Genomic DNA, 19,392 nt, shown 5'->3' on the forward strand with positions numbered 1-19,392 from the left:
GACATGCGCGCACCCCTGCTGGATTTTGACGAGGTCTTGGCCCGCCTGGGCGAGGTGGCTCAGCAACACCGCTTGAGCGAGGTAGAGACGATCTCCACCTTCTCCGCGTTGGGCCGCATCTTGGCCGCGCCTGTCACCTCCGGGCTGGATGTGCCGCCCGCTGACAACACCTCGATGGACGGCTACGCGATGCGCGTCGCCGATGTGTCAGCGGTTGGCACCGTGCTGCCCATCAGCCAGCGCATCCCGGCCGGTGTGGTGGGTCAGCCCTTGCAGCCCGGCACGGCGGCGAGGATCTTCACCGGGGCACAGGTGCCCGCCGGTGCCGATGCCGTGGTGATGCAAGAGCAGTGCGAGGCCCTCGACGCTGACGGTGGCACCCAGGTCAAAGTGGGCGTCGTCCCCGCCCTGGGCCAATGGATTCGTCGGCGCGGCGAGGATGTGTCCCATGGCCAAGTGGTCTTGACAGCCGGACAGCGCCTAACGCCTCAGGCTTTGGGCTTGGCGGCTTCCGTGGGCGCCGCCAGCTTGAGCGTCGTGCGTCGCCCCCGCGTGGCCTTGTTCTCGACCGGCGATGAACTGGTGATGCCCGGTGAGCCGCTCAAGCCCGGTGCCATCTACAACTCCAACCGCTTCACTTTGCGGGGCTTGTTGGAAGCTGCCGGGTGCACAGTGACGGACTTGGGCATCGTGCCGGACCGGTTGGACGCGACCCGCGAGGCCTTGCGTCAAGCGGCCGCCGAGCACGATTTGATCTTGACTTCCGGCGGCGTGTCGGTGGGCGAAGAAGACCACCTTCGGCCCGCTGCGCAGGCCGAGGGGCGTATTGACCTCTGGCAGATGGCCATCAAACCGGGCAAGCCGCTGGCCGTTGGCTCCATTCGCCGTGCCTCGGGCGCGGGTGAAGCGCTGCTGATGGGCTTGCCCGGCAACCCGGTGTCCAGCTTTGTGACCTTTGTCTTGGCGGTGGCACCCCTGCTGCGTGGCTTGCAAAGCGCACCGTGCCGCCTGCCTGCCAGCCTGCCGGTGCGGGCAGACTTTGCCTGGCCCAAGCCGGACAAGCGCCGAGAGTTCTTGCGCGTGCGGCTGAACGCACAAGGTGGTGTGGAGCTCTTCCCCAACCAAAGCTCGGGCGTCTTGACCTCGGCGGTGTGGGCCGACGGCTTGGTCGATAACCCTTGTGGGCAAGCCATCGCCGCTGGTGATACCGTGCGCTTCTTGCCGCTGGGTTTGTTGACGGCCGGCTGATTTGAACGTTTAGCCAAGGCCCCACCCTGGCGGGCTATGTGGTGATCACTAAAGGAGCCTTTGATGGCATGGGTTGAAGCTGTGATGTTGCTGGCCGTGGCCCAGTACTTGGCCTTTGGCATGTTGGTGGGGCGAGCGCGCGGCAAATATGGTGTGCAAGCGCCGGCCACCAGCGGTGATGAGATGTTTGAGCGTTTCTATCGCGTGCAGATGAACACGCTGGAGTTGCTGCCTGTGCTCTTGCCTAGCTTGTGGTTGGCGGCCAAGTACTGGACCCCTGAGTGGGTTGCAGGCGCAGGCTTGGTCTACCTGCTGGGGCGCTTGCTCTACCTCAAGGCCTACATCACCAACCCGCCCAGCCGGGGCTTGGGTTTTTTGCTGAGTTATGTGCCTATCGTCGGCCTGTTGATTGCAGGGCTCGTGGGTGCGGTGCGGGCTACCCAACAAGCCTGAGTGACTACAGATGCAGGTTCGACTGAAATTTTTTGCCTCTTTGCGTGAGGCCTTGGGAGCAGAGGGCAGCCTTGACTTGCCCGAGGGCAGCACCGTGGGCCAAGCGCGTGATGCGCTGCTGGCACGCGGTGAGCCCTTTGCGCAGGCCCTGGCGCGCGGGCGCGCACTGCGTGCGGCGCGCAATCAAACCGCCTGTTCGGAGACCGAGCCCTTGGAGCACGGCGACGAGTTGGCCTTTTTCCCACCCGTGACAGGGGGCTGAGACCATGGCGCCACGCGTCTCCATTCAAACCGAGGACTTCGACCTCAGTGCCGAGGTGGCTGCGCTGCGAGCCGCTGACCCGGCGGTCGGCGCTGTGTGCACCTTCTTGGGAACGGTGCGTGACCGCAATGAGGGCCAAGGCATCAGCGTGATGGAGCTGGAGCACTACCCCGGCATGACCGAGAAATCCATTGAGGCCATGATCGATGAAGCGCTGAATCGCTTTGACATTCGCGCCGCGCGGGTCATTCACCGCGTGGGCGTGCTGCAGCCCTTGGATCAGATCGTGTTGGTGGCGGTCAGCTCTGCCCATCGGGGTCAATCCTTCCAAGCCTGTGAGTTCTTGATGGACTACCTCAAGACCCAAGCGCCGTTCTGGAAGAAAGAAACCTTGTCGGATGGCAGCGCCCGCTGGGTCGATGCCTGCGTCAGTGACGACGCGGCGCTGGCCCGCTGGGGCATTGCGGCGAGCAACGCGGGTGTCTGACACCCTGCGCCTAGGCGCCATGGTGGCCCTGGGTGGCGCGCTGGGCGCGGTGCTGCGCTGGCGCGTGGGCCTGTGGCTCAACCCTTTGGCGCTGCCGTTTGCGGCGGGCACTCTGGCGGTGAATGTGGTGGGCGGCTTGCTCATCGGCCTGAGCCTGGTGTGGTTCGAGCGGTATCCGAATGAAGCCTTGTGGCTGTTGCTCGTCACCGGCGGCCTGGGTGGCCTGACCACCTTTTCCACCTTTTCGGCCGAATCGCTGGGCCTGCTCTTGCGGGGTGATGCGGGGCTCGCCCTGCTGCACAGCTTGGCCCATGTGCTGGGCGCCCTGTTGGCCGTGGCCGTGGGGTGGTGGCTGGGCCGCCAGTGCTGGGCCTGATGCACGGCCTGTACCCTGGCCTCAGCCCTTGCGACTTTTTCCCTGGCCTTGCTTCACGGTCTTTGAGACCGGCCGACATAGACAGGCCGGCTTGGCACTAACATTCACCTCCCATGCCCATTGATCCCGCCGCGCTGCGCAGCGCATTCGGTCGCTTTGCCACCGGCGTCACCATCGTCACCTGTCTGGACACCAAGGGCCAGCGCGTTGGCCTGACCGTCAACTCCTTCAGCTCGCTGTCGCTGGACCCGGCCTTGGTGCTGTGGTCCTTGCGCACCAGCAGTCAAGCGCTCCCTGCCTTCATCGAAGCCGGTCATTTCGCCGTCAATGTCTTGGCCGAGGCGCAAATGCCCCTATCGCGCCGCTTCGCCAGCCCCACACCCGACCGTTTCGCGGAAGGCGAGTGGTCCGCAGGCGAGGGCGGCTCGCCGGTGTTGGCCCAGGCCGCAGCCGTGTTTGAGTGCGTGACCGAGCAACGCATCACGGTGGGCGACCACGAGCTGTTTGTGGGCCGCATCCTGCGCTTGCAAGAGCAAGAGGTGCCCCCCTTGGTGTTCCAGGCCGGGCATTACCGGCATTTGGGCCGTGTGCTCTGAGTTTGCGCTGCATCAAGCTTGAGAGAGATGTGAGCGGCGGGAGGTCTTGAAAAGCGGCCGCCAGCGCCTCATCTCAGACGCATTGGAGGACATTCACCATGCGTCTCGACAAACTCACCACGGCCTTTCAGCAAGCCCTCTCTGAGGCTCAAAGCCTTGCTGTGGCTCGCGACAACCCCTACATCGAACCCAGCCATGTGCTGGCCGCCATGCTGGCACAGCCGGATGGCCCCAAGGCTTTGCTGGACCGTGCCGGCGCCAACACTGCAGCCCTGAAGACGGCCATGGAGACGGCCAATAGCGCCTTGCCCAGTGTGCAGGGCGGCGGGGCGGTGCAAGCGGGCCGAGACTTGGTGCAGTTGCTGCAACAGGCGGATAAAGAGGCGGGCCAGCGCGGGGATCAGTTCATAGCCAGCGAGATGTTCTTGCTGGCCCTGGCGGATGCCAAGAGCGACATCGCCGCTGTGGTGCGCGGACACGGCCTGACCCGCAAGGCGCTAGAGGCCGCGATCACGGCGGTGCGCGGTGGGCAAACTGTCGATTCCGCCGAGGCGGAAGGGCAGCGTGAGGCGCTCAAAAAGTACACCCTGGACCTGACCGAGCGCGCCCGCCAAGGCAAGCTCGACCCGGTGATTGGCCGCGACGACGAAATCCGCCGCGCCATTCAGGTGCTGCAGCGCCGCAGCAAGAACAACCCGGTGCTGATCGGTGAGCCGGGCGTGGGCAAGACGGCCATCGTCGAAGGTTTGGCGCAGCGCATCGTCAATGGCGAAGTGCCCGACACCCTGAAGAACAAGCGCGTGCTGGTGCTGGACATGGCGGGTCTCTTGGCTGGTGCCAAGTACCGTGGCGAGTTTGAAGAGCGGCTCAAGGTCGTGCTCAAAGAAGTGGCCATGGACGAAGGCCGCATCATCCTCTTCATTGACGAGTTGCACACCATGGTGGGCGCAGGCAAAGGTGAAGGCGCCATGGATGCCGGCAATATGCTCAAGCCCGCTCTGGCGCGGGGTGAGCTGCACTGTATTGGCGCCACCACGCTGGACGAATACCGCAAGTATGTGGAGAAGGACGCCGCGCTGGAGCGCCGCTTTCAAAAGGTGCTGGTGGGTGAGCCCACGGTCGAGGCCACGATTGCGATTCTGCGCGGCCTGCAAGAAAAGTACGAAGTCCACCATGGGGTGGAGATCACCGACCCCGCCATCGTGGCAGCGGCCGAGTTGAGTCATCGCTACATCACCGACCGCTTCTTGCCTGACAAGGCCATCGACCTGATCGATGAGGCAGCGGCCAAGATCAAGATCGAGATCGACTCCAAGCCAGAGGTCATGGACAAGCTGGATCGACGTCTGATTCAGCTCAAGATCGAGCGCGAGGCCGTGCGGCGAGAGAAAGACGAAGCTTCGCAAAAGCGTTTCGACCTGATCGAAGAAGAGATCGTCAAGCTGGACCGCGAGTACGCTGACCTCGAAGAAATCTGGAAGTCTGAGAAGGCCGCAGCGCAAGGCTCGGCCCAGGTCAAGGAAGAGATTGACCGTATCCGTTTTCAGATTGAGGAATGGAAGCGTAAGGGCGACTTCAACAAAGTGGCCGAGCTGCAGTACGGCAAGCTGCCCGAGTTGGAGAAGAAGCTCAAAGAGGCACAGGCCAAAGAGTCTGGCAAGGCTGCGGGGGCCAAAGAGGGCCAGCGTCCGCAACTCTTGCGCACGCTGGTGGGCGCCGAAGAGATTGCCGAAGTGGTGGCGCGGGCGACCGGCATTCCGGTCTCTAAGCTGCTGCAAGGCGAGCGCGAGAAGCTGCTGAAAATGGAAGGCAAGCTGCACGAGCGTGTGGTCGGCCAAGAGGAAGCCATCGTGGCCGTGGCCGATGCCATCCGGCGCTCGCGTGCAGGCCTCTCAGACCCGAACCGCCCTCTGGGCAGCTTCTTGTTCTTAGGCCCCACAGGCGTGGGCAAGACCGAGTTGTGCAAGGCTTTGGCGGGCTTCTTGTTCGACAGCGAGGAGCACCTGATCCGCGTCGACATGAGCGAGTTCATGGAGAAGCACAGCGTCAGCCGCCTCATCGGTGCGCCGCCGGGCTATGTGGGCTATGACGAGGGCGGCACCTTGACGGAAGCCGTGCGCCGAAAGCCCTACAGCGTGATCCTGCTCGATGAGGTCGAGAAGGCTCACCCGGATGTCTTCAATGTGCTGTTGCAGGTGCTGGATGATGGCCGCTTGACGGATGGTCAAGGGCGCACGGTGGACTTTAAGAACACGGTGATTGTGATGACCAGCAACCTGGGCTCGCAGATGATCATGCAGATGTCGGGCCAGCCGACCTCTGTGATCCGCGAGGCCGTGTGGGCCGAGGTCAAGCAGCACTTCCGCCCTGAGTTCCTCAACCGCATTGATGAGACGGTGGTCTTCCATGCGCTGGATGAAGCCAATATCCAAGAGATTGCCAAGATCCAGTTGAAGATCTTGGAGTCGCGCTTGGCCAAGATGGACATGGGCCTGGACGTCTCGCCAGAAGCCTTGGCCGAGATTGCCAAAGTAGGCTTCGACCCGGTGTTTGGGGCGCGTCCGCTGAAGCGGGCCATTCAGCAACGCATCGAGAACCCGGTGGCGCGCCTGGTGCTGGAAGGCCGCTTTGGCCCGAAGGATGTGGTGCCCATCACTGTGTTGGATGGCGAGTTCAACTTCGGGCGGATCGTGCACTGAGGGCACCCCTACAATCCGCGCACTTCACACGCACCGCAGACCGAAGGAGCGCATGACTTCCACGCCTGGCCCTGAGACCTCGAACTCGCCCCCATCGCTCGCCACCGCCGCCACTTCGTCGGATGCCCTCGATGCCTCCGGTGCCTTGCCGGTGGTCATCGTAGGCGCTGGTTTGGCAGGGCTCACGGTGGCGCTGCATTTGGCGTCTCAAGGGCAGCGGGTGGAAGTGCTGGCCAAGCGCAATCTGGGCGAGGGCGCAACCGCCTGGGCCCAGGGCGGCATCGTGGGTGTGCTGGGTTCGGACGACAGCGTGGAGTCTCATGTCCGTGACACCCAGGACGCCGGCGCTGGCTTGGTGGACGAGCAAACCGCGCGCTTCATTGCCGCCAACAGCGCCCAGGCCGTGGGCTGGTTGGTGGACCAAGGCGTGCCGTTTTCGCCAGACCCTGATGGCCCGCTGGGCTTGCACCTGACGCGTGAAGGCGGCCATGCCGTACGCCGCATTGCCCATGCCGCAGACGCCACCGGCAAGGCCATTCACGACTCGCTCTTGGCCAAGGCTCAGGCGCACCCGCTGGTGACGCTGCGCGAGCGCTGGATGGCGGTGGACCTGATCACCTCGCGCCATGTTGGCCAGCCTGAAGAAGGCCCGCGCTGCTATGGCGTTTACGCCTTGGACATCGCGGTCCAGCGGGTCGAGACATTGCCCGCGCGTGCGGTGGTCTTGGCCACCGGCGGGGTGGGCAAGGTCTATCGTTACACCAGCAACCCTGAGACCGCGACGGGCGATGGCATTGCCATGGCCTGGCGTGCAGGGTGCCGGGTGGCGAACATGGAGTTCATCCAGTTCCACCCGACCTGTCTGTATCACCCCCAGGAGCGCAGCTTCTTGATCACCGAGGCGCTGCGCGGGGAGGGCGCTGTGCTGCGCCTGCCCGAGGGGCTGCCAGGCGGCGTGGGCGGCTCACGCTTCATGCCTGCGCATGATGAGCGGGCCGAGTTGGCGCCCCGGGATATCGTGGCGCGCGCCATTGACTTTGAAATGAAGCGTCATGGTGTGGACCATGTGTGGCTGGATGCCACCCACTTGGGCGAGGCCTTCCTCAAAGAACACTTCCCCACCATTCACGCACGCTGCCTGAGCTTGGGCATTGACATCGCCAAGCAGCCGATTCCGGTGGTGCCGGCAGCCCACTACACCTGCGGTGGTGTGGTGACGGACCTGTCTGGCCGCACTGATTTGCCCGGTTTGTTCGCGGTGGGAGAAGCCACCTACACCGGCCTGCACGGTGCTAACCGCCTGGCCAGCAACTCTTTGCTGGAGTGTGTGGTCATTGGCCGCACCTGCGCCAATGGCATTTTGAAGACGCCCGCAGCTGCCACGGCGGCGGTGCCTTCCTGGGACGAAAGCCTGGTGGAAGACGCCGATGAGCAGGTGGTGATCGCCCACAACTGGGACGAGCTGCGGCTGTTGATGTGGAACTATGTGGGCATTGTGCGCACCACGCGCAGGCTGGAGCGGGCCTTGCACCGCATTCAGCTGCTCAAGGGTGAGATCGACGACTACTACGCCAACTTCCGCGTGACACGCGATTTGCTGGAGCTGCGCAATTTGGTGGTTTGCGCCGAGTTGATCGTGCGCTCGGGCTTGCTGCGGCACGAAAGCCGTGGCCTGCATTTCAGTCGCGACTTCCCGCACACGCTGCCGGTGAGCTTCCCGACCGTCTTGACGCGCGAAGCGCGAAGCTTGCCGCGCTGAGGAGCTTGCATGAGTGACGTTCAACGCACTCCGCTGGCTTCGGTCAAAGACTTGATCGTTCTGGGCGAAGCGCTGCCCTTCGATGTGATGGACGAGTTTGATCGCTTGCTGTTGGCCTCTGGGCAGCGCATCGTGAGCGAAACCCAGTTGGAAATGCTTTTGGCGCGTGGGGCTTGGGCGCATACCCACGAAGTTGAGGCCCTCAAGGAGCGCTACAAAGACCAAGCGCCTGCGCGGTCGGCTGTGCTGCGCAAGGAGTCGATCTTCGACCTGTGGGAGAAGAAGATCTGGGAGCTGGACGCGGTGCTGCGCAAGGTGCTGGCGGGTCAAGCCTGTGCCGCCGACATCAATGCACTTGCGCTGCGCTTGGCGCAGTTGATCAGCCGAGACACGGACGTGGCGCTGTTCATGACCATTCGTCAGAACGAGCCGCGCTATGCTCTGTATGCCCTGTTGCATGCCCTGCACACAGCCACGATTGGCATGGTGCTGTCGCGACAACTGGGTTGGCCCATTGGCCAAACCGCCAGTTTGCTGTGTGCCTCCTTGACGATGGACGTCTCCACCCTGGAGCTGCAGGCGCGTATGGCGCAGCAGCAAGACCCGCCGAGCACCAAGCAGATCGATCAAATCCGAGCCCACCCGCAGGCGTCCGAGCAGTTCTTGCGTACCGCTGGCGTGCAAGATGAAGCCTGGCTGGTGGCGGTGCGTGAGCACCACGAGCGGCCGGATGGCACGGGGTATCCGTCGGGCTTGACCGAGATCAGCGAGTTGGCGCACGCACTGCGAGTGACAGATGTCTTCACCGCCAAGATCAGCCCTCGGGCGTTTCGTCCGGCCATGAACCTACAAGCGGCGGCCAAGCAACTGTTTCAAGACGAGCGCGGCGGTCCCATAGCGGCGGGCTTGATCAAGGCCCTCGGCTTGTATCCACCCGGCGACTTGGTGGACCTGAAAAGCGGGGAAGTGGGCGTGGTGGTGCGGCGCGGGCCTAGTGCCACGACGCCCAAGGTGGCGACCTTGACCAATCGCCAAGGCAAGCCGGTGGTCGAAACCCATGTGCGCGATACCAGTGATCCGCAGTTTGCAGTGCTCGGCCCGCACACGGAACGCCAAAGCCTAACGCGCGTCTTGCCCGAGCGGGTCTACGGCTACATCTTCGCCTGAAGCCCAAGTCAGGTGCGTGCCCGCATGGCATTGCGCGCCTGCACAAAGCCAAACGCAAACTCGACGGATTCGAGCACTGCTCGCTCAGATTCGGTGCGCTCGTGCTCGGTTTGGTAAAAGGCTAAGTCCACTTCGTGGCGGATGTATCGCGGGGGCAGTCGATTCAAGGCCACGCAGGCAATGTCAGCCAAGGTGTCGTGATTGCCCTCGAGATGGGGGAAGTGCCTGGCGTGCTCCAACACAGCGGCGAAGACCACTTTCTCGAACCAGTTGTGAATGGAGGCTATGTCCATGACGCGCCAGCCAGCCCATCGGCCAGCCCCTTGAGTGCTGAGATCTCCACAGTCTGCCCGTCGGGGGCTCGGCCTGCAAACGACAGAAAGCCCGCTAGAAACGGGCTTTTCTGCGATTTGCGGAGGTGAAGCTTGGCTTCAGGCCACGGGGCCTAGCACGCGCATGGAGTAGTCGGTGGCCAGCACGTCTTTGGTGAGCTTGCCGATGGAGATGCGGTCGACACCTGTGGCGGCGATATGGTGCAAGCCTTCAAGGGTGATGCCCCCCGAGGCCTCGAGCAGGGCGCGGCCCGCGTTCAGCGCCACGGCCTCGCGCATTTGGCTGAGCTTGAAGTTGTCCAGCAAGACGCTGGTGGCGCCTGCGTCCAGAGCTTCTTGCAACTGCGCCAAGCTCTCTACTTCAATTTGAATGTCCACGCCTGCGTTCAGGGCTGCCGCATTGGCCAAAACGGCTGCAATGCTGCCTGCCGCTGCGATGTGGTTCTCTTTGATCAAGATGCCATGCCAGAGCGCCAAGCGCTGGTTGTGACCGCCACCGACCCGCACCGCGTACTTTTGCGCTTGGCGCAAGCCGGGCAAGGTCTTGCGGGTGTCCAGCACCACACAGCCACGTGGGTTGGGCGAGGCGCCTGCAATGGCCTGCACATGGCGGCGTGTGACGGTGGCGGTGGCTGAGAGCAATTGCAAAAAGTTGAGGGCAGGGCGCTCGGCAGACAGCAGGGCTCGGGCTTGGGCCTCGATCTGGCACACCGGCGTGTTGGCCGCCATCTCGGCACCCTCGTCGTGGAACCAGCGGACCTGTGCCTCGGGGTCCAGTGCCAGCACACAGGCGTCAAACCAGTCACGCCCACAGAGCACGGCGGTTTCACGCACCACCACACGGGCTTGCACGCGCTGGTGTTGAGGCACCAGCAGGCTGGTCCAGTCGGCTTGGCCAATGTCTTCCATCAGCGCGTCGCGCACATTGCGTTCGCGGGCTTGTTCCAGGGTTTCGTTGGTGTCGAACATAGGCTCTTTCACGTCAAGCGGCACCGATGCCGCGCACCATGCCTTGGACCTTGGGGGCCAGGGCGGCCGGGTTGGCCTTCACAAAATCGAGCATGCGCGTGATGCAGGCCTGAGCTTGCTGGCCCAGGGCCGCGTCGACCTGGATCTCGCCATGGCCGTGCTCCAGGCAGTCCACCACACCTTGCAGGCCATTCATGGCCATCCAAGGGCAATGGGCGCAGCTCTTGCAAGACGCTGCATTGCCCGCAGTCGGTGCTTCGATCAGCACTTTGCCCGGGGCAAGTTGGCGCATGCGGTGCATGATCAGGTTGTCGGTGGCCACGATGTATTCACGGGCTTGGCCGTTCACCACTGCGTTCAACATTTGCGAGGTTGAGCCCACCACATCGGCCAAGGCCACCACGCTCTCAGGCGACTCCGGGTGCACCAAGACCATGGCTTCCGGGTGTTGGGCCTTCAGCAACTCTAGCTCTGCGCCTTTGAACTCGTCATGAACGATGCAGGCGCCGTTCCACAGCAGCATGTCGGCGCCGGTTTCTTGTTGGATGTAGCGGCCCAGGTGGCGGTCCGGTGCCCACAGCACTTTTTGGCCGCTGTCTTTGAGGTGCTTGACGATGGCTAAAGCGCAAGAGCTGGTGACCATCCAGTCGGCGCGGGCCTTCACGGCGGCACTGGTGTTGGCATAGACCACCACTTGGCGGTCTGGGTGGGCATCGCAAAAGGCCGCAAAGTCGTCGGGCGGGCAGCCCAGGTCCAGGGAGCAGGTGGCGTCTAGGTCAGGCATCAGCACCCGCTTTTCAGGCGACAGAATCTTGGCGGACTCGCCCATGAAGCGCACACCGGCCACCACCAAAGTTTGTGCTGCGTGGTCTCGGCCAAAGCGTGCCATCTCCAGGGAGTCGGCGACGATGCCGCCTGTGGCCAAGGCCAAGTCTTGCAAATCGCCGTCCACGTAATAGTGCGCCACCAACACGGCGTTGCGCGCTTGAAGCAAGGCTCGCGCCTTGGCGATCAACTCAGTCTTCTGCGCGCTACTCAGGGCGGGCGGTACTTTGGCCCAGGCCTGCACGGTGCAACTGCTGCCCGTGGCGTCTTGCCGGGTGTACTCGTAGCTGGTGGAAGTGCTCATGTCAGGGGCCGCATGGGCGGCCGCAAGTGTCCGGGGCGGCAATGGTAGCGGATGGCGGGCTGAACCTGTGCTGCTGGGCCTTACCATGTCAGCCATGGCTAGCTCAACCGCACTCCCCAGCAGCGCACAGCAAGACTGGCGAACCATTGCCTTGGTGGGCTTGGCTCACGGCACCTCGCATTTCTTTCATATGCTGTTGCCGCCGCTGTTCCCCATGCTGATTGCGGAATTCGGCTTCAGCTACGCTCAACTCGGTTTGCTGGTCAGTACGTTTTTTGTCATCTCTGGCTTGGGCCAGGCCTTGGCCGGTTTTGTGGTGGACAAAGTGGGTGCCCGACCGGTGCTCTACCTGGCCATGGTGTGTTTTGCCTTGGCCGCCGCAGCGGCGGCGTCCGCCCAAGGCTTTGGCGGCCTGATGCTGGCGGCGGCCTTGGCGGGCCTGGGCAATGCGCCCTTTCATCCGGCCGACTTCACCATTCTGAACAAACGCGTCTCACCCGCTCGCCTGGGTCATGCCTTTTCCGTGCACGGCATCTCAGGCAATCTGGGCTGGGCCGCCGCTCCCTTGTACTTAACCGGGCTCTATGCCGCCAGTGGCTCTTGGCGCCTGGCGGCGGGCTGCGCAGGCCTGTGGGCCTTGCTGGTGCTGGCGGTGCTGGTCTGGCAATCAGCCGCGCTGGATGACAGGCTGGCCGTAGCGCCCAGCAAGCCGGCTGCCCCTGGAGCGGAGGAGCACAGCTTGGCCTTTTTGCGCCTGCCCTCGGTGTGGCTGTGCTTCTCCTTCTTCTTTTGGACGACCTGCTCGCTGTCGGCCATTCAAAGTTTCGCCAGCCCGGCTTTGCAAAGTCTGTATGACCTGCCCCTGACGGCCACCTCCATGGTGGTCACCGGCTATATGGTGTGCGGGGCCCTGGGCATGGTGTTGGGCGGGTTCTGGGCCGGGAAGGCGCAGCATTTGGAGCGCCTGATCGCCGCTTGCCTAATGGGTACGGCGTGCCTACTGCTCTTGGTGGGCAGCGGCATGGTGCCAGCGGCCTGGGCGGTGGCGCTGACGGCCTTGGCCGGTTTGGGCACGGGCTTGGCCGGCCCGTCGCGGGACATGCTGATCAAGCGCGCCGCGCCACCGGGCGCCACGGGCCGGGTTTATGGCACGGTGTATTCCGGCCTGGACATTGGCTTTGCCTTGGCGGCCCCGGTGTTTGGTGCCTTGCTCGACGGCGGCAGCCCGAGAGGCGTGATGTGGGGCGCCGCTGCGGCCCTGTTGGCTGGCGTGGCCTCGGCCGCCTTGGTCGGCCGGCACGTCAGGGCGGGCGCCGCCCTGCCACCAACAGCACCACGCCCAGCAGCACCACGCTGACGGCAGCCCATTCAAAGCCGGTCACGACCTCACCCGCTAGGCTGACGCCCAGCAACATCGCAATCACCGGGTTCACAAAGCTGTAGCTGCTGGCCAAGCCCGCCGAGGCCTGTGCCAGCAAGACCATGTAGGCATTGAAGGCGATCAGGGAGCCGAAGACGACGAGATAGAACCAAGCTGCCAAGGCCTTGGGTTCTGGCGGCCATTGGACCTTTTCGCCAGCGATGGCAGCTAGCACCATCAGCACCGCACCGCCACAGAGCATTTCAGAGGCAAACCCCATGGCACCGGGCGCCAGCGGAAAGTTGCGTTGGCTCAGCACGCTGCCCACCGACCAGGTGATGCAGGCAATGGTGATGGCGATCAAGCCTGGCATCGAGGCCTGAAACCCTGAGCCTTGGGTCAGCATCAAGACGCCGACCAAGCCCACGGCAATGCCGGCGCTCTCCAACCCACCGGTCTTGATGCCATAGCAGCGGTTGAGGGCGGCAATCATCAAGGGGATGACGGCAATAAACGCCACCACCAGGCCCGAGCCCACAGTTTCCTCGGCCACGCCGGTGCCGCCCATGCCGCCGCCCAGCATCAGCCCGCCGATCACGAAGGCGTTGCGCCACTCTACGGCCGTGGGCCAAGGGGCGCCGCGCCACTTCATCCAAGCCATCAGCAAAACGCCTGCGGTGATGAAGCGGCTGCCCATCTGCAGAAAAGGCGGAAAGCTCACCAAGGCAAACTTGATAGCCAGATAGGTCGAGCCCCAAATCAGCCAGGTGGCGGCCAGGCAGGCGATGATGAGAGGACTGAGCGCGGTGTGGCCCGCAGGCTGTTCTTGTGAATGCATGCCAGCAACTTAGCCAGCAAATCAGGCCACTTGCCGGGCGGCGGTGGCCGTTTCCGGACTGTCAATTTGCTGTGGGTGAGTTGCGCTAGGCTTGGCACCGTTTCCCTTCAGCCTTCAAGGACTCTGCGGCCCATGAACACACTCTCGTCGTCGACTTGCGACCTGTGCGACACCCACAAGAACGACACCTCAGGTCTCTTTCGCGTGTTGCCCCCTTGGTTCACCGATTACGGCGGCCTCCAGCGCTTTGCGGGCGAAGTCTCCACGGTGCGCTGCCTAGAAGACAACTCCCGCGTCAAGGAAGCCGTTCAATCACCTGGCTTGGGGCGGGTGTTGGTGGTGGACGGCGGCGGCTCCCTGCGCCGATCCTTGTTGGGCGGTAACTTGGCGGCCGATGCAGCCAAGAACGGCTGGGCCGGCGTGCTGGTGATCGGTGCGGTGCGCGACAAGGCTGAGTTGGCCCAGTGCGCCATAGGCTTGCGCGCGATGGGCTTGATACCGATGCCAACAGACCGCCAGAACCAGGGCCAGCGTGACGTGCCGGTGCAGTGTGGTGAGGTCTGGATCCGCCCCGGCGAATGGCTGGTGGCTGATGAAGATGGGATTGTTGTGATGCCCTCACGCTGAATTGGCGATTTCTCAGGCTAGAATGCGCAGCTTAGTCGGGGCGTAGCGCAGCCTGGTAGCGCATCTGCTTTGGGAGCAGAGGGTCGCGAGTTCGAATCCCGCCGCCCCGACCATTCTTTTCAGGCTTTCTCAAAAGCCATAAAAAAGCGCCTTCACATCGAAGGCGCTTTTTTTTCGCTGCTGCACTGACGCTGGCCAAATATGTGCCCGGAGGAGATCGAACTTTCCTCTGGACGCCCCATGGAGTAAGGCTTTTCTCTGTAAGGTGTTGCCGATGTTCCCCTGTTTGTTCCCCTATGTGGCTTTCGCCAGGGGCAGGGGGCTCAGCTCCACCAGAGGAAAAACTCCCTGCGTAGTCGCTTCAGGCGGTCGCTGAGTGAATTGCCGAGCGGCTCCCAGGTGCGCCGGATCGCGTCGTGTCGGTCGCGGCGAATCTCCTCCTCGGTGCGGGTGTCCCGCCTGATGAACACCCAGCGTGGGGGATGGTCCGGGGGTAGGGTCACCTTGTCCGTTTCTGGTGGCTGTGACATTTGCAGCTCGCTCAAGGGCCGAAAAGGTGCCTCTACAGGCCCGATAGGTCAGGCGAGAGGGGTGGGGTGCTGGCCTGCACTCCTCGCATTTGAGGGACCGCCGCCGCCCCCCTGCGTCGTGGCAAGGGGCACGGAGGGAGTGGGTCAGTGTACGGTGTCAGGGCGCGACGCTTGCAGCGTGTGGGGCAGGTTTGCGGGGAAGGTGACGATCCCGTCCACTTTGGGCAGACTGGCCAGCCACGCGCGGAGTTTCGCCAGGCAGTACTCGATTGCGCCGGACGGGGCTACGCGGTGTGGTGGTGCCATCGGCGCGCGACCCAGAGCGCCTGAAGTCACGCTATCCCAAGAGCGCCATTCAGCAAGGGTGGAGGCGCGCACGCCGAGCAGAAGGGCAGCGGCGCGTTCGGTCAGCACGTGGTCACGGGGCATTACGTTCTCCGGTTGTTGGTTGATGCCGTAACGATGCCGGAACTACTCGCGCGGTGCAAACTTGTCAACGGGTGCCCGTTAACGAAGGGGTGAGGGGGATCGTCTCTCGCTCTGCTTCGGTGACCCTACCCCCACCCCCGTCCCACGTGTGGACACCGAGCGCGGAAGGGGTACCCCCCGTACCGGGTTTGTGAGATATGGGGGTAAGATTTTTGGAATCGTAACGCTAACCGGCCCGATGCATGGATTTCGACAAATTTTTTACCATCGCCCTGGCAGTTGCTGCGGGCACTGCGTTCGTGGCTGGGGGCCTGCGTGATGCCAATAAGGACGGCACTGGTGTCGTCGATGACTTCATTCGGTGGCTTCACGACTCCCCGGTCTGGGCGCATGTCATCACTGCGGTGCTTGCGGCAGGTGTGGCATTCTGGTGGGACGGGCGCCCAAAAGAAACCTACGAGGAGTGCGTCATCAAGAACGTAAAGGCCGGAATGAGCGATGATGTTGCGGCGGTTCTTGTTCGCGCCTGTGCCATGAAGGACGAGCGGTGGGAGCCACCGCAAGCGCGGACGCCAGCAACTGCCCCAACACCCCCAGCACCTAAGGCGAGTGCCAAGCTGCCGTGATTTGTAGGCACTTCAGTTCGACTGGCTCGGAGCAGTCAGTCGGGGCAAAGGTGCCCAGAATGAAGTGGTGCACGGCTGGCCGTGATTGATCGCTTGGGCGGCCGACCACGCTTTCGCGCGATGAACCCACCGGGCGGAACCCACACCACCCGCAGGCGTGGGGCCGAGTCCTCTCCAAGGTAGAACCAAACCCGCCGCGCAGACCAGCCATGCAGCCGAAGGATGGGGGCGTAGGAGGGGGCACCGACGCCCGATGCCTCCCGAACCTCAGGACAGGTGTAGAAGGGGCGCCAATGGGCTTTGTGCCAGGCGTCAACCGCATCGGTGATCGCGGGCATCTGGTTCATCACATCTGCGCTGTGAGCGTCGCCAGGGCATGCCGGAGCTGGTGCTCGTCCACCGTGCCATCCGTCTCGGTCAGAACTTGGCAGAGAGCAGCCTCAACGTACAAATGGGCCAGAGCCCATTCTTGAACCGCGCTACTGTGCCCACCGACAAAGGCCTCCGGCCTTTGGTGGGCAGGCAGGATCTGAGACACGAAGCGGATGCAGTTCTGCACGGCGCCCAATGCCTCCCAGTTACCCAAAAAGGGCCTCATCCACGCGAGCGCCTTATCGTCCTGTTCTTCAAGCTCGTCGGGGAGGTCGATGCGCGTCCAGCGGTTATCGACGTACTCATGGGTAACAGTTTCGAGCCCTTTTTCGATCTGCCGAAGCGTCGCTACAAAGTCGGGTGCTCTAACCGCATAGCTGGCGAGTCCAATTCCTGGGCATAGACGTTCAAGGTCGGCCAAGCGCTCCCCCGGCTCAAGGGTGCGGTCAACCAAGATGGCCACCACGGTGGCTGCGCACTCGTGATAGCTTGGACGGCCCGATCTGGCTAGGACTGCCGACATCCGCGCTTCAGCGGCGGTCTGTGTTTCGGCAGTGTCAGTGCTCGACTGGCGCAGGTGCCATGCCCGAAAACTCCGCCGCAAGACCGCCACAGCGTCTCCTTCGACCCGAGGCAGTAAGGTTAAACACCCGATGTCTTGAGCGAGGGACTTGAGCTGCGCGAGCGGCTCTAGGGCGGCTGTAGCCGTGTCAAGCATTCCACTCAGCTCCTGCCTCAAGGCGGGCAGGTCGATTGTGGGTGACTGGGTTGTTGTGCAGGTGTGCATAGTGGTCCTTTCTTTGGCGGTCTGACCATTGAGGGGTGTTTCGGGATGACGGGATGACGAAATCGGTGGCATCCCGAGGCAGGAACCCGACGCTAGGCCGCATGAATGCTGGGTTTTTGCTGTTTTCGGGATGACGGGATGCTGGCGGCGCAGCTTCTTCTATGTCTATCACTGCTCTTCTCTCCTACCTATACATTTATCCTTTCAAAAAGAAGAGGTGCTACGTCGCGGCATCCCGAAAATCGAAGAAACCTAGCATTCATGCGGCCTAGCGTCGGGTTCCTTCTCGGGATGCTGTCGGGATGGTGGCGCGCGGCATCCCGAAACTTTGCTGTTTGCCTATCCACCTTCAGCAACCCCAGCAGCACGGGCGAAGACCCAGGCTCGACGGTTCTCGCTGAAGTTGCGCCGCTCGACACCCCACCCCAGATCCCGAAGGGTTGGGGTTACCCGAGTGACTGCCGCATCAAGCGCTCGGACATGCTTCGGTATGGCGTGGTCGTGATCGAGCCGATCTAGAGCGCCGACCAGCATCTTGTGCCGCGTGAGTTCCAGTAGCGCCTTCGATGTCGCGGCGAGGACCACATGGCCGGACGGCAGACGGGCGGAGCAGGTTCCGGGCTTCCCTTTTTCTGCCCACCCGTACCAAGGAGGCAGTTTTTCCGCAGGTTTGGCCGCGTTCGCTTGCTCGTGGAGGATGGTGGTCAGCGCGCTTGTGAATGGATCGGCGTCCGCGTTATATGCGGCAATGTCGCCCCGGTGCCGCTGCGTCAGTGCCTCGAACTCCCCCAGGTCTCTGCCCATGGCTGTGTAGATGGCCCACCCCAGCCTCTGGAACTCGGCGAGCCGATGCGTCGCACCCGGGACCTCCTCCAGGTGCGTCAGACCGGCGGCAACGACTGTGCACATGGCGCCCAGCAGTTTCGGCCGCTCTTGGGCAAGCCAGTTCTTGCGCTGCCAGTCATCCATGCGCAGTCGTGGTCCCGTGAGGGTGACGCGAACGGTGCGGTCGAGTAGATCGACCCTCGTGATGACGGGGGAGATGCCGGTGATCACGACCCGGGCATGCACGAACATCGTCGTGGATCCGGTGGTGGTGTAGAGGGTCCGGACCACGCCCTCCACGCCGGTCGCTATTTGGCAAAGCAGGTCCTGACCGTCGCGAGGCAGGTAGCTCAGGTTGTCGCCCAGAAAGATGGGGGTCGACTGAGCGATAGGGGCGAGTTTCTCAAAGGCCCAGGCGGTGGGTGTCAGCAGCAGGCCGCTTGCTCGCGGGTCGACGAGCATTCCCAGCGTGTGCGCCGCCGTGGTCTTGCCCGATCCAGCAGACCCCAGCAGCTCCAGAACTGGGTAGGCGCCGCCACGGTCGAACATCCAGCAGGCAAGCACCACAGCAACCAGCGGGGACGAGTCGGCCGGGACGCCCAACGAGCCCAAGAACCCCAAAAGGTACTCCCAGGCCCCGCTGATGCCGCCCTGCACTTGCTCTGGCATTGGGTGCTGGCCATAGCCTTGCGGTCGATGAAAAAACACACCAGGCTCGCTCTCGACTGACCAAGCTCCAGTAACTCGATCCAGAACGATCACGCGCTTTGCCGCGTCGCCTAAGTCAATGCAGGGGTTGCCTTCTGCGGTGACTCCAAAGCGCCTAAAAACATGGACGGCGCGCCCTGAGGTCCGGCAAAGTGGCCCCATGGTCAAACGCAGGTTGTCCAGCGCCGCGCGCGTCACGGCCTTACCCTTAGCTTGAAGGTGCGCGATCGCCAGGTCTTGAAACGCTTGGCTGTCCACTGGCATGACTGCCCCGCCTTTGATGACAACAGCGTTTCCCAACTGGTCAACCGCGTGCGCACCGAGGTCTAGGGCGGGTGCTGAACCGGCTGGTGAGGTCGGCTCGGGCAGGGTTGGGAATTCAGGGCCAAGCTCGGCCAGTGCCGCCGGGTGGTAGGTCTGAAGATATTGAGCTGCCTCCATGGCTTCATCGGCCCACATAGGGGCCCCGCGCGCTGAGTGCGCACTTGTTACAGCAGACTCCTTCGCACGAGCACAGATGGTGCTGAGCGCGACATCTGCGCTGACCCTTGGGGTAAAGGTCTCCCACAGCGTCTCAGGTGAATTCGCACCGCCGTTATCTACCTTGAACTTGGCGTCTGCGGTGTCGGACCAAGCCAGCCAAGCCGCGCGCATTTCTTGCTCAGGTAGCTCGGCAGCTATGGCCCGCAAAAGCATGCCCACCTGGGGTTGTAAGCTCAAACCCGATATTATTCCGACGACCTTGATGTAACCGACTTTCGGTCTTTCGCAGCGAATGCCGCTCCGAGCTGCCGGGCCCGCTTTTCCAGGTCG

General features: G+C 63.3%; 19 protein-coding genes and 1 tRNA gene. 13 read left to right on the plus strand and 7 right to left on the minus strand.

All coding sequences use genetic code 11. From position 1 onward, the window contains the following. Positions 1-3: 3 nt before the first annotated feature. The 9 genes from glp (at position 4) to ACIQ3Q_RS07685 (ending at position 9,047) form a co-directional block, all read left to right on the plus strand. A complete protein-coding gene (gene glp, locus ACIQ3Q_RS07645) occupies positions 4-1,248 on the plus strand; it encodes a gephyrin-like molybdotransferase Glp (RefSeq protein WP_396268434.1) in 1,245 nt (414 codons plus the stop codon). Positions 1,249-1,311: 63 nt separating this feature from the next. Beyond that, positions 1,312-1,701 (plus strand): MAPEG family protein, encoded by a 390-nt coding sequence (locus ACIQ3Q_RS07650; RefSeq protein ID WP_396268435.1) that lies wholly within the window; start codon positions 1,312-1,314, stop codon positions 1,699-1,701. A 10-nt stretch (positions 1,702-1,711) separates the two neighbouring features. Then, a complete protein-coding gene (locus tag ACIQ3Q_RS07655) occupies positions 1,712-1,963 on the plus strand; it encodes a MoaD/ThiS family protein (protein ID WP_396268436.1) in 252 nt (83 codons plus the stop codon). 4 nt (positions 1,964-1,967) lie between these two features. Next, complete coding sequence (locus ACIQ3Q_RS07660; protein ID WP_396268437.1) at positions 1,968-2,450, plus strand: molybdenum cofactor biosynthesis protein MoaE; 483 nt, start codon at positions 1,968-1,970, stop codon at positions 2,448-2,450. A gap of 19 nt (positions 2,451-2,469) precedes the next feature. Further along, complete coding sequence (gene crcB, locus ACIQ3Q_RS07665) at positions 2,470-2,826, plus strand: fluoride efflux transporter CrcB (protein WP_396268456.1); 357 nt, start codon at positions 2,470-2,472, stop codon at positions 2,824-2,826. Between the two features lie 113 nt (positions 2,827-2,939). Continuing rightward, positions 2,940-3,422 carry a flavin reductase family protein gene (locus ACIQ3Q_RS07670; RefSeq protein WP_396268438.1) on the plus strand — a complete coding sequence of 161 codons (483 nt, stop codon included), beginning with the start codon at positions 2,940-2,942 and terminating at the stop codon, positions 3,420-3,422. A gap of 98 nt (positions 3,423-3,520) precedes the next feature. Beyond that, positions 3,521-6,121 carry an ATP-dependent chaperone ClpB gene (clpB, locus tag ACIQ3Q_RS07675; protein WP_396268439.1) on the plus strand — a complete coding sequence of 867 codons (2,601 nt, stop codon included), beginning with the start codon at positions 3,521-3,523 and terminating at the stop codon, positions 6,119-6,121. Positions 6,122-6,173: 52 nt separating this feature from the next. Next, positions 6,174-7,880 (plus strand): L-aspartate oxidase, encoded by a 1,707-nt coding sequence (gene nadB, locus ACIQ3Q_RS07680; RefSeq protein ID WP_396268440.1) that lies wholly within the window; start codon positions 6,174-6,176, stop codon positions 7,878-7,880. 9 nt (positions 7,881-7,889) lie between these two features. Continuing rightward, entirely contained in the window at positions 7,890-9,047 is a 1,158-nt protein-coding gene (locus tag ACIQ3Q_RS07685; RefSeq protein ID WP_396268441.1) for an HD-GYP domain-containing protein, read from the plus strand. Between the two features lie 8 nt (positions 9,048-9,055). Here the strand turns inward: ACIQ3Q_RS07685 and ACIQ3Q_RS07690 are convergent, their stop codons facing one another. The 3 genes from ACIQ3Q_RS07690 to nadA all read right to left on the minus strand — a co-directional run bounded on the left by ACIQ3Q_RS07690 (position 9,056) and on the right by nadA (position 11,477). Then, a complete protein-coding gene (locus ACIQ3Q_RS07690) occupies positions 9,056-9,340 on the minus strand; it encodes a late competence development ComFB family protein (protein WP_396268442.1) in 285 nt (94 codons plus the stop codon). Positions 9,341-9,478: 138 nt separating this feature from the next. Continuing rightward, a complete protein-coding gene (gene nadC, locus ACIQ3Q_RS07695; protein ID WP_396268443.1) occupies positions 9,479-10,348 on the minus strand; it encodes a carboxylating nicotinate-nucleotide diphosphorylase in 870 nt (289 codons plus the stop codon). A gap of 13 nt (positions 10,349-10,361) precedes the next feature. After that, positions 10,362-11,477, minus strand: coding sequence for a quinolinate synthase NadA (gene nadA, locus ACIQ3Q_RS07700; protein WP_396268444.1), 1,116 nt, complete (start codon positions 11,475-11,477; stop codon positions 10,362-10,364). A 94-nt stretch (positions 11,478-11,571) separates the two neighbouring features. Between nadA and ACIQ3Q_RS07705 the strand changes: the two genes are divergently transcribed. Continuing rightward, the gene (locus ACIQ3Q_RS07705) at positions 11,572-12,834 is read left to right on the plus strand and encodes an MFS transporter (RefSeq protein WP_396268445.1); all 1,263 of its coding nucleotides are present in this window, start codon (positions 11,572-11,574) and stop codon (positions 12,832-12,834) included. On the opposite strand, the gene yedA is transcribed toward ACIQ3Q_RS07705, so the two are convergent. After that, on the minus strand, positions 12,779-13,675 hold the full coding sequence (gene yedA, locus ACIQ3Q_RS07710) for a drug/metabolite exporter YedA (RefSeq protein ID WP_396268446.1): 897 nt from the start codon (positions 13,673-13,675) through the stop codon (positions 12,779-12,781). The genes ACIQ3Q_RS07705 and yedA overlap by 56 nt on opposite strands. 132 nt (positions 13,676-13,807) lie before the next feature. Between yedA and rraA the strand changes: the two genes are divergently transcribed. Both rraA and ACIQ3Q_RS07720 read left to right on the plus strand, forming a co-directional pair. After that, positions 13,808-14,302 carry a ribonuclease E activity regulator RraA gene (rraA, locus tag ACIQ3Q_RS07715; RefSeq protein WP_396268447.1) on the plus strand — a complete coding sequence of 165 codons (495 nt, stop codon included), beginning with the start codon at positions 13,808-13,810 and terminating at the stop codon, positions 14,300-14,302. 36 nt (positions 14,303-14,338) lie between these two features. After that, a tRNA-Pro gene (locus ACIQ3Q_RS07720) sits at positions 14,339-14,415 on the plus strand. Between the two features lie 561 nt (positions 14,416-14,976). Here ACIQ3Q_RS07720 and ACIQ3Q_RS07725 read toward each other — a convergent pair. Continuing rightward, positions 14,977-15,261 carry a hypothetical protein gene (locus ACIQ3Q_RS07725; protein ID WP_396268448.1) on the minus strand — a complete coding sequence of 95 codons (285 nt, stop codon included), beginning with the start codon at positions 15,259-15,261 and terminating at the stop codon, positions 14,977-14,979. A gap of 242 nt (positions 15,262-15,503) precedes the next feature. On the opposite strand from ACIQ3Q_RS07725, the gene ACIQ3Q_RS07730 reads away from it, so the two are divergent. After that, entirely contained in the window at positions 15,504-15,887 is a 384-nt protein-coding gene (locus ACIQ3Q_RS07730; RefSeq protein ID WP_396268449.1) for a hypothetical protein, read from the plus strand. A gap of 346 nt (positions 15,888-16,233) precedes the next feature. On the opposite strand, the gene ACIQ3Q_RS07735 is transcribed toward ACIQ3Q_RS07730, so the two are convergent. After that, on the minus strand, positions 16,234-16,725 hold the full coding sequence (locus ACIQ3Q_RS07735; protein WP_396268450.1) for a hypothetical protein: 492 nt from the start codon (positions 16,723-16,725) through the stop codon (positions 16,234-16,236). A 660-nt stretch (positions 16,726-17,385) separates the two neighbouring features. Next, positions 17,386-19,392: hypothetical protein (locus ACIQ3Q_RS07740; RefSeq protein ID WP_396268451.1), on the minus strand; the 2,007-nt coding region annotated here is incomplete at its 5' end.

Source organism: Ideonella sp. (assembly GCF_044358605.1).
GTDB lineage: Bacteria > Pseudomonadota > Gammaproteobacteria > Burkholderiales > Burkholderiaceae_C > Ideonella.